At 75.8% G+C, this 14,265-nt stretch carries 7 protein-coding genes; all 7 read left to right on the top strand.

What is annotated here, in order from left to right; all coding sequences use genetic code 11:
• Positions 1 to 56: 56 nt before the first annotated feature.
• The 7 genes from E7744_RS10855 to E7744_RS10825 all read left to right on the top strand — a co-directional run bounded on the left by E7744_RS10855 (position 57) and on the right by E7744_RS10825 (position 14,262).
• A complete protein-coding gene (locus tag E7744_RS10855; protein WP_137774129.1) occupies positions 57 to 971 on the top strand; it encodes a biotin--[acetyl-CoA-carboxylase] ligase in 915 nt (304 codons plus the stop codon).
• A gap of 65 nt (positions 972 to 1,036) precedes the next feature.
• Positions 1,037 to 1,708: a PH domain-containing protein gene (locus E7744_RS10850; protein ID WP_168199803.1), complete on the top strand. Its 672-nt coding sequence runs from the start codon at positions 1,037 to 1,039 to the stop codon at positions 1,706 to 1,708.
• A 103-nt stretch (positions 1,709 to 1,811) separates the two neighbouring features.
• The gene (locus E7744_RS10845) at positions 1,812 to 2,969 is read left to right on the top strand and encodes an adenylate/guanylate cyclase domain-containing protein (RefSeq protein ID WP_371415405.1); all 1,158 of its coding nucleotides are present in this window, start codon (positions 1,812 to 1,814) and stop codon (positions 2,967 to 2,969) included.
• 205 nt (positions 2,970 to 3,174) lie between these two features.
• Positions 3,175 to 9,363, top strand: coding sequence for an Ig-like domain-containing protein (locus E7744_RS10840; RefSeq protein ID WP_246858408.1), 6,189 nt, complete (start codon positions 3,175 to 3,177; stop codon positions 9,361 to 9,363).
• Between the two features lie 93 nt (positions 9,364 to 9,456).
• Positions 9,457 to 10,470, top strand: coding sequence for a MoxR family ATPase (locus E7744_RS10835; protein WP_137774128.1), 1,014 nt, complete (start codon positions 9,457 to 9,459; stop codon positions 10,468 to 10,470).
• Between the two features lie 85 nt (positions 10,471 to 10,555).
• On the top strand, positions 10,556 to 11,803 hold the full coding sequence (locus E7744_RS10830) for a DUF58 domain-containing protein (RefSeq protein ID WP_371415404.1): 1,248 nt from the start codon (positions 10,556 to 10,558) through the stop codon (positions 11,801 to 11,803).
• Entirely contained in the window at positions 11,800 to 14,262 is a 2,463-nt protein-coding gene (locus tag E7744_RS10825) for a DUF3488 and DUF4129 domain-containing transglutaminase family protein (protein WP_137774126.1), read from the top strand. The genes E7744_RS10830 and E7744_RS10825 overlap by 4 nt, the downstream gene beginning before the upstream one ends.
• The last annotated feature ends 3 nt before the right edge of the window (positions 14,263 to 14,265 follow it).

Genomic DNA, 14,265 nt, shown 5'->3' with positions numbered 1-14,265 from the left:
GTAGGGCCACCCTGCGCGTGCCCCGGCCGTCCGGCGGGGCGCGGTATACCTGAGGCATGGACCGTGACGCCTCGCCCGACACCCCGCCCGCCTCCGCGCCGGGCCCCGCACGCCCGGCCCACGGCGATCCCGGCCGCGCGCCCGCCGTGCCCCCGGTGACGTGGGTGGACCACACCGGCTCCACCCAGCGCGCCGTCCTGGAGGCCGCCGAGGCGGCCCCGGGGGACTGGCCGCACCTGCGCGCCCTGGCGACGCTGGACCAGCGCACCGGCCGCGGCCGGCAGGGCCGGGACTGGACGACGCCGGCGGGCACCGCCCTGTCCTTCTCCGTGGTGCTGCGCCCCGCGGTGGACGTGCGGCACTGGAGCTGGACGACCCTCCTCGCGGCCGCCGTGGCGGCGCGCGAACTGCGCCGGCGCGGGATCGGGGCGACCGTGAAGTGGCCCAACGACGTGCTGGCCCCGGACGGGCGCAAGCTGTGCGGGATCCTCGCCGGCGTGCTGCCGGGCCAGTCGGGGCTGGTCCTCGGGCTCGGGCTGAACCTGGACTTCGGCCCCCACGGGGCCCCCGTGCCGACCGCCACGTCGATGGTCGAGTGGCTGCCCGGCACCGGCCACCCCGCCGCCGGGGAGCTGGCCCGGGACGTCCTCCCGGCCCTGCTGCGCTCGCTGGGGGCCGCGCTCGAGGACTTCACCCGCGAGGTGCGGGCCCACCCCGGCGCCGAGGTGGACGGGTCCCACCCGGCGGTGCGGGACGTCGTCGCCCACCTGGGCACCCTGGGCACCGGGGTGCGCGCCGAGCTGCCCGGCGGCGCCGCGGTCACGGGCACGGCCCGCGGACTGGGCCCGGGCGGCACCCTGCTCATCGAGCCGGCCGGCCGTGGGAAGATGGACCCAGCGGTCCCCGGCGCCACCCGGCGCGGTGGCCTGCTGGAGGTCTCCGCCGCCGACGTCGTGCACCTGCGCCGCTGATCGGGGACGGGACCGGACGCTGGCGAGACGGGGCGGAGGCCCCCGGCGGGAAGGACGCGACGGACGTGGGACTGCGGCTGACACCAGGGGAGCAGGTGCGCGTGCGCACCCGGGCCCACCCGCGTGCCCTCACCGCGCCCGTCCTGCGGCTGCTGCTGATCGCCCTGGCCACCGGCTACGTCCAGGGCCTCCTGGCCCGGGCCGACCTGCCCTCGGTGCTCGTCCAGGCCCGGCCGGCGCTCTCCGGGACGGTGTGGGTCCTGGCCGGTCTCGCGGTCCTGGCCGGCAGCGTCCGCCCCGCGTGGCGGTGGCTGGCGCGCACCACCGTGCTCACCACCCGCCGGATCGTCCGGCGGGACGGGGCGGGCCGCACGCGCGAGCGCGCCGTGCACCTGCTGGCCGTGGACGACGTCCGGCTGGAGCAGCGCCGCGGCCAGCGCCGCTCCGGTGCCGGCACCCTCGTGGTGGCGCACGGCGGCGGATCGCACCTGGTGCTGGCCGGGATGCCCGAGGCCGTCCGGTTCCGCGAGCTGATCCTGCGCGAGGTGGCGGCGCTGCGCCGCCAGGTCGCCGAGCAGGGCATGGTGGATCCCGCCGCCGCGCCCCAGGTGAGCTGGACGACCCGGCCCCGGCCGGCCCCGGCCGGCCCCTCTGCCGCCCCCGCGTTCCCGGCGACCCGTGCGGTCCCCGCGTCCCCCGCGTCCCCCGCGACGAGGGGCGGTGGCCGCCGTGGCTGATCCGCTGGAGGGCCTGGACGGCCCGGTCCCCGACGACGGCCCCGTGCCGGGCGCCGAGCCCGCTCCTCGGCCCGGGGTCCCCGACCCCGCCGTGGCCGGCGCCGTGCCCGCCGGCGACGACGGCCCCGGACCGGCCCCCCGGCCGTCCGCCGAGCCCGCCCCGGCCGAGGTGCCGCCGGACACGACCGCCACGTCCTCCCTGGGGATCCCGCAGGATCCGGCCACCTGGACCCAGGCGATCTCGGACCTCGAGGAGGAGTTGCTCGGCGGCCCGCGCACCCTGACCCGGCGCGAGATGGCCGGCGAGCTGGGCGTCTCGCTGGTCTCCGCCCGCAAGCTGTGGCGCGCGCTCGGCTTCCCCAACGTCCAGGACGGGGACCGGGCGTTCACGCCACAGGACACGGCCGCGATCGGCACCATGATCGACCTCGTCCGCCGGGGCGTGCTCAACGAGGAGACGGCCATCTCCCTGACCCGCTCGATCGGCCAGATGACGGACCGCATGGTGGTCTGGCAGATCGAGGCCCTCGTGGAGAACAAGATCAGCGAGGAGGGCATGACGGACCCCCAGGCCCGGCGGGAGGTGGTGCGCATGCTGCCGGAGATCATCGAACCGCTCCAGCAGGTCATGGAGTACTCCTACCGGCGTCAGCTCAACTCCGCGCTGCAGCGGCTCACGGTGCGCGTGGAGGCCGGGCTCGCGGCCAGCGCGGTGGGCCGGGACGGGTCCGAGGACGACGCCCCGCTGCCCCTGGCCCGGGCCGTCGGCTTCGCGGACATGGTCTCCTACACCTCGCTGTCCCGGCAGATGAACGAGCGCACCCTGGCGCAGATGGTCCAGCGCTTCGAGAACAAGTGCGCGGAGATCATCTCGATCGGCGGCGGCCGGCTCGTCAAGACCGTGGGGGACGAGGTGCTGTTCAACGCCGAGACCCCGGAGGCGGGCGCGCAGATCTCCCTCGCCCTGGCCAAGGCCATGAGCGACGACCCCGTGCTGCCCTCGGCCCGCGTCTCGCTCGTGTGGGGCCGCGTGCTGTCCCGCCTCGGGGACATCTACGGCCCCACCGTGAACCTGGCCTCCCGGCTGACCGCGCTCGCCGACCCGGGCACCGTGCTGGTCGACGCGATGACCGCCATGGCCCTCGAGGACGACGAGCGGTTCATCCTCGTCCCGCAGCCGCCCCGGATGGTGCGCGGCTTCGGGGAGATCCGCCCGTCCATCCTCATGCCCGGCTCGGGCGAGGGCCTCGTCGTCGACTGAGCGCGTGCCCACGGTGCGCGTCCCGTCGGCGCGGCCGGCCCCCGGGGCGGCCGCCGGCCCGGCGAGGTCCCCGCATGTCGGGGGCGGGGCGCCGGCGCGGGGCCGATAGACTCACCGGGGCGGCCGCCGGGCACCCGCAGCGGTCCCGGCGCACCGGGTCCGGCGCACCGGGCCGGCCGCCGGTTGTCACCATCGGGGGAGCATCGTGAGGACACAGTGGGGTGCCGCGCGCCGGGGCGCGCTCAAGGCCACGGCGTTCCTCGGCGTCTCCGCGGCCGCGGTGGCCGGGGCGATCATCCACCCCGGGTTCGAGACCGCGGACGTGGACCTCAACGACGGCGGCGTGTGGGTGGTCAACCGCGCCGAGAACATGGTCGCCCACCTGAACCACCAGTCGCAGACCCTCGACGGCGGCGTGGCCACCACCATGGCCGAGTTCGACCTGGCACAGCACGCCGACCAGGTCTACCTGCGCGACCGGGAGACGGCCGCCCTCGTCACCGTCGACCCGGCGGCGTTCGAGCTCACCGGCGAGAGCATGCTGCCGGCCGGCCACCACTTCTCCTACGGCGAGGACGTCGTGGCCGTGGCGGACCCCGAGCACGGCCGCGTCCACGCCGCGCGGACCGCCGAGGCCGGGTCGATGTCCGCCGAGGGGTCGGCGCCGCTCTACCAGGCCGAGGGCCGGGTGGCCTCGGCCGTCGGCCGGGACGACGTCGTCTGGGTCGCGGACCTGGACGCGAACCTGCTCAAGGGCTTCCGCCCGCTGACCGAGGAGGAACGCCGGGACGCCGCCGCGGCGGCGGACGGGGACGGACCCTCCGCGGACGCGCCTCCCGGGCAGGCGGCCGGCTTCCGCGAGGTCGTGTCCACCGAGGTGGACGGGCTGGCGGGACTCACCGCGCCGCAGGTGTCCGCCGTGGGGGACACCGGCGTCGTCTTCGACGCGCCGTCCGGCACCCTGGTGACCTCGGAGGGCACGGCGACCACCGTCCCCGACGCCGCCGGCGGACGGCTCCAGGCGCCCGGCCCGGAGGCGGACGGGGCCGTCGTCGCGCTGGCCGGCGGGACCGCCACGGTGCCGCTGGACGGGGGAGGGGCGCGGCACGCTCCCGTGGAGGCCACCGGCACGCCGGTCCAGCCGGTCCGCGTCGGGTCCTGCACCCACGCCGCGTGGCAGGGGTCCGGGCTGTACCAGCGGGACTGCGACGACGACGGGCAGGACCTCGTGGAGCGCATCCCCGAGGTGCCCGCAGCGGCCGAGCTGGTGTTCCGCGTCAACCGCGACGTGGTGGTGCTCAACGACGTCGCGCAGGGCAACAGCTGGCTCGTGCAGGACGCCCTGAAGATCGTCGACAACTGGGCCGACCTGGAGCCGCCGAAGGGCGAGGGCGAGCAGGAGGACGAGGAGTCGGACGAGATCACCGACTCCATCGAGCTGCCGGACCGCCAGGAGGAGAACCAGCGGCCTGTCGCCCGGGACGACGCCTTCGGGGTCCGGGCCGGCCGGACCACGGCGCTGCCCGTGCTGTTCAACGACGTGGACCCGGACGGGGACCTGCTGACGGCCGAGCTGAAGGGCGGCCAGCCGCGGGTCGGCACCCTGCAGCCGATCCACGACGGCACCGGCTTCCAGCTCGTCGTCCCCGGGGACGCCACCGGCACCGCCTCGTTCTCCTACGGGGCGGACGACGGGCGCGGCGGAACGGACACCGCGCGGGCCACCGTCCGGGTGGTGCCCGAGGACCAGAACGGCGCCCCGGAGCAGGAACGGGTGACCACGTTGCGGGTCCAGGCCGGCACCGAGGTGTCCCAGGACGTCCTCACGGACTGGCGGGACCCGGACGGGGACGACCTGCAGCTGATGGGCGCCGTCTCCGAGGACGGGGACGTGGTCCGGGTCCGCCCGGACGGCGTGCTGACCTTCGAGGACGTGGGCAAGTCCACCGGCACCAAGGAACTGGAGATCACCGTCTCCGACCGCCGGGAGTCCTCCACCGGGCGCGTGGTCGTCGAGGTGCTGCCCGAGGGGGCGGCCCCGCCCATCACGGCCACGGACCACGTCACCGTGAACCGGGGGGAGGAGGCCACCTTCGCGCCCCTGGGGAACGACTTCGACCCCACGGGCTCCGGGCTGCGCCTGGCCCACGTGGACCCGGTGCCCGGCGCGGAGGTGGAGCTGAACCCGGACACGGGCACGGTCTCGTTCCGCTCCGGCCGGGAGGGGACCTCCTACCTGAAGTACGTGGCCACCAACGGGCCGGCCTCCGCCCCGGGGCTGATCCGGGTGGACGTCAGGGACCCGGAGGAGAACCCCGGTGCGCCCATCGCCGTCCGGGACGTGGCCCTGGTGCCGGCGGACGGGGACGTGCTCGTGGACGTGCTGGGCAACGACACCGACCCCGAGGGCGGGGTGCTGGTGGTCCAGCAGGTCGAGGTGCCCCGGGATGCCCCGGTCGGGGTCGCCATCGAGCGCAACGCCGTGCTGCGGGTGACCGACCGGCGGGGACTGGCCGAGCCGCTGACCTTCTCCTACACCGTGACCAACGGGACCGCCGCCTCCACCGGGGAGGTCACCGTCATCCCCATCCCGGCCCCCGAGACGATGGAACCGCCGCGGCCCAACCCGGACACCGCCGTGGTCCGGGCCGGTGACGTGGTCACCGTGCCCGTCCTGGAGAACGACGTGCACCCCAACGGGGCCGAGCTCACGCTGGAGCCGGTCCTGGCCGAGGGCGTGGACGCGGCGGACGGGCTCGTCTCGGTGGCGGACGACACGATCCGTCTCCGCGCGGGCCGGGACCCCGGGACCGTCTCCGCCGTGTACACGGTCTCCGGACCGGACGGCCAGGAGGCCTCGGCCCGCGTGACCTTCCACGTCACCGCGGTGGACCTGGAGGACAACTCCCCGCCCACCCCCGAGCGCGTGGAGGGGCGCGTCTTCGCCGGGAACACCGTGGCCATCCCGATCCCGCTCGACGGGATCGACCCGGACGGCGACTCGGTGTCCCTCGTGCAGCTCCAGGCGCCGCCGTCGCTGGGCACCGCGAAGGTGACCGCGAACTCGATCGAGTACACCGCCGCCGAGGGCACCGCGGGCACGGACGCCTTCACCTACGTGGTGGAGGACCGGCTGGGGGCCCGGGCCACCGGCACGATCATGGTGGGGATCGCCCCCGTGGCCAAGGTGAACACCCCGCCGGTGGCGGTCAACGACTCCCTCCGCGTCCAGCCCGGCCGGCCGGTGGCCGTGGACGTGCTCGCGAACGACACCGACGCCGACGGCGACGAGCTGCGCTTCCTCGAGACGCTCGAGGCCACCGAGGGCTCGGACGCCGCCCTGGTGGACGGTCGCATCCTGTTGACCGCCCCGGCCGGGGCCGGCTTCGTCACCGTGCGCTACGGCATCACCGATGGCCGCGGCGGCACGGACACCGGCACGCTCACCGTCGAGGCGGACCCGCGGGCCCCCCTGCGCGCGCCGATCGCCCGGGACGACCGCGTGTCCTTCCAGGAGACGGTGGACCGGGACGAGGTGACCGTGGACCTGCTGGGCAACGACGAGGACCCGGACGGCACGCCGGACGACCTCGTGGTGGCCCTGCCGGACGACCCGGAGGGCGTGGAGCTGACCGAGGAGGACCAGCTGGTGGTCCCCGTGGAGTCCAACCCGCAGGTCATCACCTACCGGCTCACCGACGCCGACGAGCTCTCCTCCTACGCCTTCGTGATCGTGCCGGGCTCGGGCGAGGCCCGTCCGGCCCTGCGCTCGGACGCCCCGCTGGAGGTGACCGCGGGGGAGGACCTGGCCCTCGACGTCGGCGAGCTCGTCGTCGTGCGCGACGGCCGCTCGCCGCGGCTCACGGAGGAGGCGAAGGTGACCTCCTCCCCGCAGTCGGAGGCCGACCTGGTCCGTTCCGCCACCGGACTGGTCTTCCGCGCGCCGCGCGACTACGCCGGGGCCGCCTCCGTCAGCTTCGAGGTCACGGACGGCTCGGGGCCGGACGACCCGGACGGGCTGAAGTCCGTGCTGACCCAGCCGATCCGGGTGGTCCCGCCGCCGGACGAGGAGTCCAACACCCCGCCCACCCTGCAGTCCAACTCCCTCGAGGCCGCCGCCGGCGGCGATCCCGTCCGGCTGGACCTGTCCCAGGCGGCCGCCGACCCCGACCCCCGGGACGCCGGGAGGCTGCGGTTCGCCCTCGGCGCCGTGGACGTCGAGGGCGTGGACGTCGCGCTGGAGGGCTCGGTGCTCACGGTCCGGGCGGACAGCCGCACCCCGAAGGGGACCCGGGGCACCGTCCGGGTGTCCGTCACGGACGGCCGGTCCGAGCCCGTGGCCGCCCAGGTCGCGATCAGCGTCAACGGCTCCGACCGCGAGCTCGCCGTGGCCAATCCGGACACCGTGGAGGACGCCCACCAGGGCCGTTCCGAGACCGTGCGCGTGCTGGACAACGACGTCAACCCCTTCGCGGGCGAGGGGCCGCTGACCCTGCGCGCCGCCACCACCCGGGAGGGAGGGGGTCGCGTGGCGGTCCGCGGGGACACCGTGGTGGTCACCCCCGCGGAGGACGTGGTGGGACAGATGCGCGTGCAGTACACGATCGGGGACCTGACGGAGGACCCCGACCGCGAGGTCCAGGGCACCATCACCCTCAACGTCAAGGGTGCCCCGGAGGCACCGGGGGTGCCGCGGGTGGAGTCCGTGGGGGACCGCGAGGTCGTCCTGGCCTGGGACGCCCCGGCCGACAACGGCTCGGCCATCACGGGGTACACCGTCTCCGCGGCCGGGGTGGAGCAGCGGTGCGCCGCCACCACGTGCACCATCACCGGGCTGGCCAACGACCGCGAGTACGAGTTCACCGTGACCGCCACGAACGAGGTCGGTGAGTCCGACCCGTCCGTGGCCTCGCGACCGGCACGGCCGGACGTGGAGCCGGAGCAGCCGGCCCCGCCCACGGGCACCGACGGCGACGGCACCGTCGAGCTGTCCTGGACCGCGCCGGTGAACCGTGGCTCGCCCATCACCTCGTACACGGTGGAGATCTCCCCGGCCCCGGCGGGCGGCGTCAGCCAGCGGTCCGTCTCCGGAACCTCCACGACGTGGGACGGGCTGACGAACGGCACCGCCTACCAGTTCCGGGTCCAGGCGGTGAACGACGCCGACCGGCCCTCGGAGTACTCCGGGTGGTCCTCGTCCGTCACGCCGGCCGGGGTGCCCGGGCAGCCGCCGGCCCCCTCGGCCGCGCGCGCCCAGTCGGCGGTGAACGGCGGGGTCGTCGACGTCTCGTGGACGGCCCCGGACGACAACGGCGCCTCGATCGGCTCCTACGACCTGCACGTCTACGAGGGCGGGACCCGCGTGCGCACCGTGGCGGGCGTCTCCGGGACCACCCAGCAGGTGACCGGCCTGGAGGCCACCTCCTCGTACTCCTTCGCCGTGGTCGCGCGGAACCGGGTCGGCGACTCCGCACCCTCGGCCCGCTCCGCGGCGGTCACCCCCTACGGACGGCCGAAGGCCCCCTCCGCCCCGCGGATCGCCGCCACCGGGCAGGACCACCGGATCTCGGTGGACTTCACCCCGGGCTCGGCGAACGGCTCCCCCGTCACCGGGTACCAGTACCAGGTGAACGGCGGTGGCTGGCAGTCGATCGCGGGGCCCGGGAGCGTCATCGACGTCGGCTCCAACGGCACCAACGTGACGGTCTCCGTGCGGGCGCTCAACGCCGCCGGCGCCGGGGACCCCTCGGGCGCCTCCAACCAGACCAGCGCGTACGGACCCATCAAGGACGCCGCGGACGTCCGGTCCTCCGGCGGCGAGCGGAAGGTCGTCCACAGCTGGAACCCCAACGTCCGCGACTACGAGAACGGCCGGGGCCTGGCCCTGACGGTCACGGTGGACGGCCGCCAGGTCGACGCGACGGCCGGCTCGCACACGGCCACGGTCGGCTACAGCACCACCTCGACGGTGGTGGTGCGGGTCGAGACCACGCCGGAGGCCTCGGTCCAGATGTCCCGGCAGTGGTCCGCCAAGGCCACCTCGGACAAGGCGCCGCCGCCCCCGCCCCCGCCGCCGAGCCCCAGCGGGGTGACCGAGCGCGGCGCACCGGTCAGCGTGAGCGGCTGTGACATCAAGTGCCACAAGTACCGGGTGTCCGTCCAGGACTTCACCCCGGGCACCCACACGGCCAAGTGCTGGGCGTCCGGGGGGACCGCAGGGTCCGGCCGGACCATCGGGACGGGCAACTCCTACCCGATCCGGGTGGGCCTCGACGGTCGGGGCTCCGGGGACCTGGACTGCTGGGCCGGCCACGGCTACTTCGACCGGGTCTGGGCCGTGTTCGACACGAACGGCGTCAAGACCACGCCCCTGACGCCCTGGCCGGGATACTGACACCCGCGCCGCACGCCCCCCGCCGCACCTGCCCCCGTCTCCTCCCACCAACCCGCACGTCTCCCGATCCACGTCGAAAGAGGACCGCACGCCATGACCATGACCACCGACCAGGCCGAGTGGTTCGCCGGGACGTTCGAGAGGATCTCGGACAACATCGGCCAGGCCATCCTGGGCAAGCAGGACGTCATCTCCCTCGTCCTCACCGCCCTGCTGACCGACGGCCACGTGCTGCTGGAGGACGCACCCGGCACGGGCAAGACCATGCTCGCCCGCTCGTTGGCCGCCACCGTCCAGGGCACCCACTCGAGGATCCAGTTCACCCCGGACCTGCTGCCCTCGGACGTCACCGGCGTGACCATCTACGACCAGCGGACGCAGGAGTTCGAGTTCCACCGGGGGCCGGTCTTCGCCAACATCGTGCTGGCGGACGAGATCAACCGCGCCTCCCCGAAGACGCAGTCGGCCCTGCTGGAGGTCATGGAGGAGTCCCGGGTGACGGTGGACGGGGTGACCTACGCCAACGAGCGCCCGTTCATGGTGATCGCCACCCAGAACCCGATCGAGCAGGCCGGCACCTACCGGCTGCCCGAGGCGCAGCTGGACCGCTTCCTCATCAAGACCTCGATCGGCTACCCGGACCGCGCCTCGACCGTGCGGCTGCTGTCCGGGGCCGCGACGAAGGACCGGTCCGGCGCGCTCTCGGCGATCATCACCACGCAGGCGATCCGGGACATGACGGAGCTCGCCGCCACGGTGCACGTGGACGCCGCCGTGCTGGACTACGTCGCCGAGCTCTCCGAGGAGACCCGGCACGTGGACGAGACCCGGCTGGGCGTCTCCGTCCGCGGCGCCATGGCCATGGTCCGCGCGGCCAAGGTGCGGGCCGCCGCCCGGGGCCGGAACTACGTGCTCCCGGACGACGTCAGGGACCTCGCCCCGCACGTGTGGACCCACCGGCTGGTCCTGGACCCGGAGGCCGAGTTCGGCGGGGCCACCGCCCCGGCCGTGCTGGACCGTGTCCTGGCCCGGGTGTCCGTCCCGCAGCAGCGCGGCGGGACGCCGGTGGCGGCGGGCGTCGGGAGCGACCCCGCCGCGGGGGCCTGAGGTGCCGGCCCTCCGCGTTCCCGTCCCCCGTATCCCCCGCGTCCCCCGCGTCCCCGGAGGCCGCCGGACCGCGGCCGTCGCGGCGCTGCGCGACCGGGCACGGCGGCTGGCGGAGTCGGCGGCCATCGGCACCGGGCCCGCCCGCGAGGCCGCCGCCGGCTGGTGGGGGCGGGCCGGCCGGCCTGCCGCCGAGATCGTCTCCCCGCTGGGCTGGACGGTGGCCTGCGTGACCGCCGGCGCCTGGGTCCTCGGCCTGGTGCTGGGCTGGGCCGAGGCGCTCGTGGCCGGGCTGGTGGGCGTGCTGCTGCTCCTGCTGGCGGTGGCGTTCATCCTCGGCCGGTCCTCGTACGAGGTCCGCCTGGACCTCGCCCGCGCCCGGGTCGCCGTCGGGGACCGCGCGGTGGGGGAGATCGCGGTGACGAACACCGCGGACCGCGCCCTGCTGCCGGCCGCCATGGAGCTTCCCGTGGGCCGGGCCACCGCCGTGTTCCCCCTGCCGCGGATGCGGCCCGGGACCGTCCACGAGGACCTGTTCACCATCCCCACGCACCGCCGCGCCGTGATCGTCGTCGGGCCGGTGCGCTCCGTGCGGCAGGACCCGCTGGGCCTGCTGCGCCGCCAGTTGCGGTGGACGGATCCGCAGGACCTGTACGTCCACCCGCGCACCGTCGCCCTGCAGGGTTCCTCCGCCGGGTTCATCCGCGACCTCGAGGGCCTGCCCACGCGGGAGCTGTCCAGCGCGGACGTCTCCTTCCACGCGCTGCGGGACTACGTGCCGGGCGACGACCGCCGCCACATCCACTGGAAGACCGTGGCGCGCACGAACACGCTCATGGTCCGCCAGTTCGAGGAGACCCGGCGCGCCCACCTGGCGATCGCCCTGTCCACGAACACCGCCGAGTACGCCACGGAGGACGACTTCGAGCTCGCCGTCTCGGTGGCCGCCTCGATCGGCCTGGAGGCGTTCAAGGAGCAGCGCGGGCTCTCCGTCCGCACCCACGCCGGGCCCCTCCACACCGGGACCGGGCGGACCCTGCTGGACGGGATGACCCGGATCGAGGGCCGCCCCCTGCGCCGGGGCAGCGTGGACGTGGCCCGGGAGACGGCCGAGGACGTCCCGAACGCCTCCGTGTTCTTCCTCATCACGGGCGACCGGCCCGGGGCCGCCGAGCTGCGCCGGGCCGCGAGCGCCGTGCCCCCGGGCGTGCGCGCCCTGGCGATCCGCTGCGCCCACGGCCTCGAGACGGGCCGGGCCTCCATCGGAGACCTCACCGTGGTCACGGTCGGCGACCTCCAGGACCTGGGCCTGGCCCTGCGGAAGGCCGCGGCGTGAGGCCGCGGTCCGGGCGGCCGCGCCCGGCGGGACCCCTGCGGTCGTGGACGGCGGCCGGCGTGGACGCGGCCGTGCTGGCGCTGCTGCTGGGACTGGGGGTGCTCGGTTTCCACGACACCTTCGCCGGGGACCCGCGCTACCTGCTGGCCGGCGCCGCCGGTGTCGTGGCGGGGCTGGCCGTCGCGCTGGCCGGTGCGCACCGGGGCTGGGGCACGGGGCGGACCGCCGGCGCCGTGGTCCTGGCCTACGTGCTCCTGGGCCTGCTGGTGGCCGCCCCGGCGGAGTCCTCCGCCGGGGTGCTGCCGGGGCCCGGGTCGCCCCGCGTCCTGCTGACCGCGCCGGTCACCGCGTGGAAGGACATCCTGACGGTGGCCGCCCCCGTGGGCGTCCACGGGGGCATGCTGGTGGTGCCCTTCCTCTCCGCCCTGCTCGCCGCCGTCATCGCCGGGGTGCTCGCCTGGCGCGTGCGGGTCCCGTACTGGACGCTCCTGCCCGTCCTGGCGATGACCGCGGTCGGGATCCTCTTCGGCACCGAGGACGCGCCCATGGCGGTGGGGCGGGGCATGGCCCTGGTGATGGCCGCCGTCGCGTGGCTCGCCTGGCGACACCACCGGATGCGCGTGGAGGGCACCCGGGACGCGGCCGCGATCGCCGCGGGGGACACGACCACGGTGGCCCACCCGGCCGTCGCGCGGCGCCTGCTCTGGCGCCGGGCCGTGACGGGTGCCGCGGTGCTCGCGGTGGCCGGGCTGCTGAGCGCCGCGGCCTCCCCGTTGCTGCTGCAGGACCGCGACCGCAAGGTGCTGCGCGACGTCGTGGAGCCGCCGATCGAGCTCTTCGACTACCCGAGCCCGCTGATGTCCTTCCGCCAGTACGTCAAGGACCAGCACGAGGAGGTCCTCTTCACGGTGGAGGGCCTCCCGGAGGGCCAGCGGGTCCGGCTGGCCGCCCTCGACGCCTACGACGGCATGGTCTACACCGTGGACCCGCACTCGGGCGGCAACTTCTCGCCCGTGGGCGACGCCTCGCGGCTCTCCGGGGCGGGGAGCGCCGCCCCGCCGCACCGCGCCGAGGGCACCCTGGAGATCACCATCGAGGGCTACGAGGGGGTCTGGCTGCCCGCCGGCGGCCGGCTCGACGGCGTCACCCTGGGCGGCCCCCGCGCCGCGCAGCTGTCCCGGTCCCTCTACTACAACGACGCCAGCGAGACGGCGCTGTCCACGGTCCCGCTGCGCTCGGGCGATTCCTACACCGCCGAGGTCGTGTTCCCGGTGCAGGTGCCCCCGGAACAGCTGGAGGACCGGGACGCCGGGGCGGTGGCGCTGCCGGAGCTGACGGGCGTGCCGCGGGTGGTCCCGGAGAAGGCGGCCGAACTGGCCCCCAGCCGGGACACGCCCTACGGGACCGCCGCCGGGCTGGCCGCCACGCTGCACGAGTCCGGCGCCTTCTCCAACGGCCGCGAGGGCGAGGTGACCTCGCTGTCGGGCCACTACGCCGGCCGCATCACCCGGCTGCTGGACGCGGAGCAGTGGATCGGCGACGACGAGCAGTACGCCGTGGCGCTCTCGCTGATGGCCCGGTCGCTGGACATCCCGGCCCGCGTGGTCATGGGCTTCTACCCGGAGCAGTACCCCGAGGGCGGCGGCGCGGTCCAGATCAAGGGCAAGGACGTCCACGCCTGGGTGGAGGTCAACGTGGAGGACGTCGGCTGGGTGGCCCTGGACCCCACGCCGGACGAGGACAACGTCCCCACGCCCCCGCAGCAGGAGCCCCGCTCCACGCCGAGGCCGCAGGTGCTCCAGCCCCCGCCGCCCCCGCAGGAGCAGGCCGACCTGCCGCCGGACGCGGCCCCCGCGCCACAGGACGCCGAGCAGGAGGAGCGCTCCTGGTGGGACCGGTGGGGTCCCGTGGTGATGATCGTGGCCTACTCCTCGGTGCCCGTGGCGGTGCTGCTGCTGCCGCTGCTGGTCATCGCGCTGCTCAAGGGCCGGCGCCGCCGGCGCCGGCGGCGCGCGCGGACGCCGGCCGCGCAGGTCTCGGGCGGCTGGTCGGAGGTCCTGAGCCTGGCCGCGGACCTGGGCTCGGAGCCGCAGCGGGCCGGCACCCGTCGCGAGCACGCGGCCGTCCTGGGGACGGCCTTCCCGACGGCGGCGCCCGGCACCGCCCTGCTGGCCCGCCGCGCCGACCACGCGGTCTTCGGCCCGGGGGAGCCGACCGAGGCCCAGGTGGCCGACTACTGGGAGCAGGTGGACGAGCACCTCGCCGGGATCCGCGGGTCCGTCGGCGGATGGAGGCGGCTGCGGGCGCGGTTCTCGCCGCGGTCGCTCGTGCTGGAGGCCCGCGCCCGCCGACGCCAGCGCCGTCGGGACCGGCTTCGGCGTGGCCGCCGGCGCCCCGGCCGGCATGGCGACGGCGGGGCCCCAGTCCGTACAGTGGACGAGCAAGCGAGCGAGGAATAGGAA

The organism is Citricoccus sp. SGAir0253, from assembly GCF_005877055.1.
Lineage (GTDB): Bacteria > Actinomycetota > Actinomycetes > Actinomycetales > Micrococcaceae > Citricoccus.
This window is presented reverse-complemented; position numbering and strand designations above follow the sequence as displayed.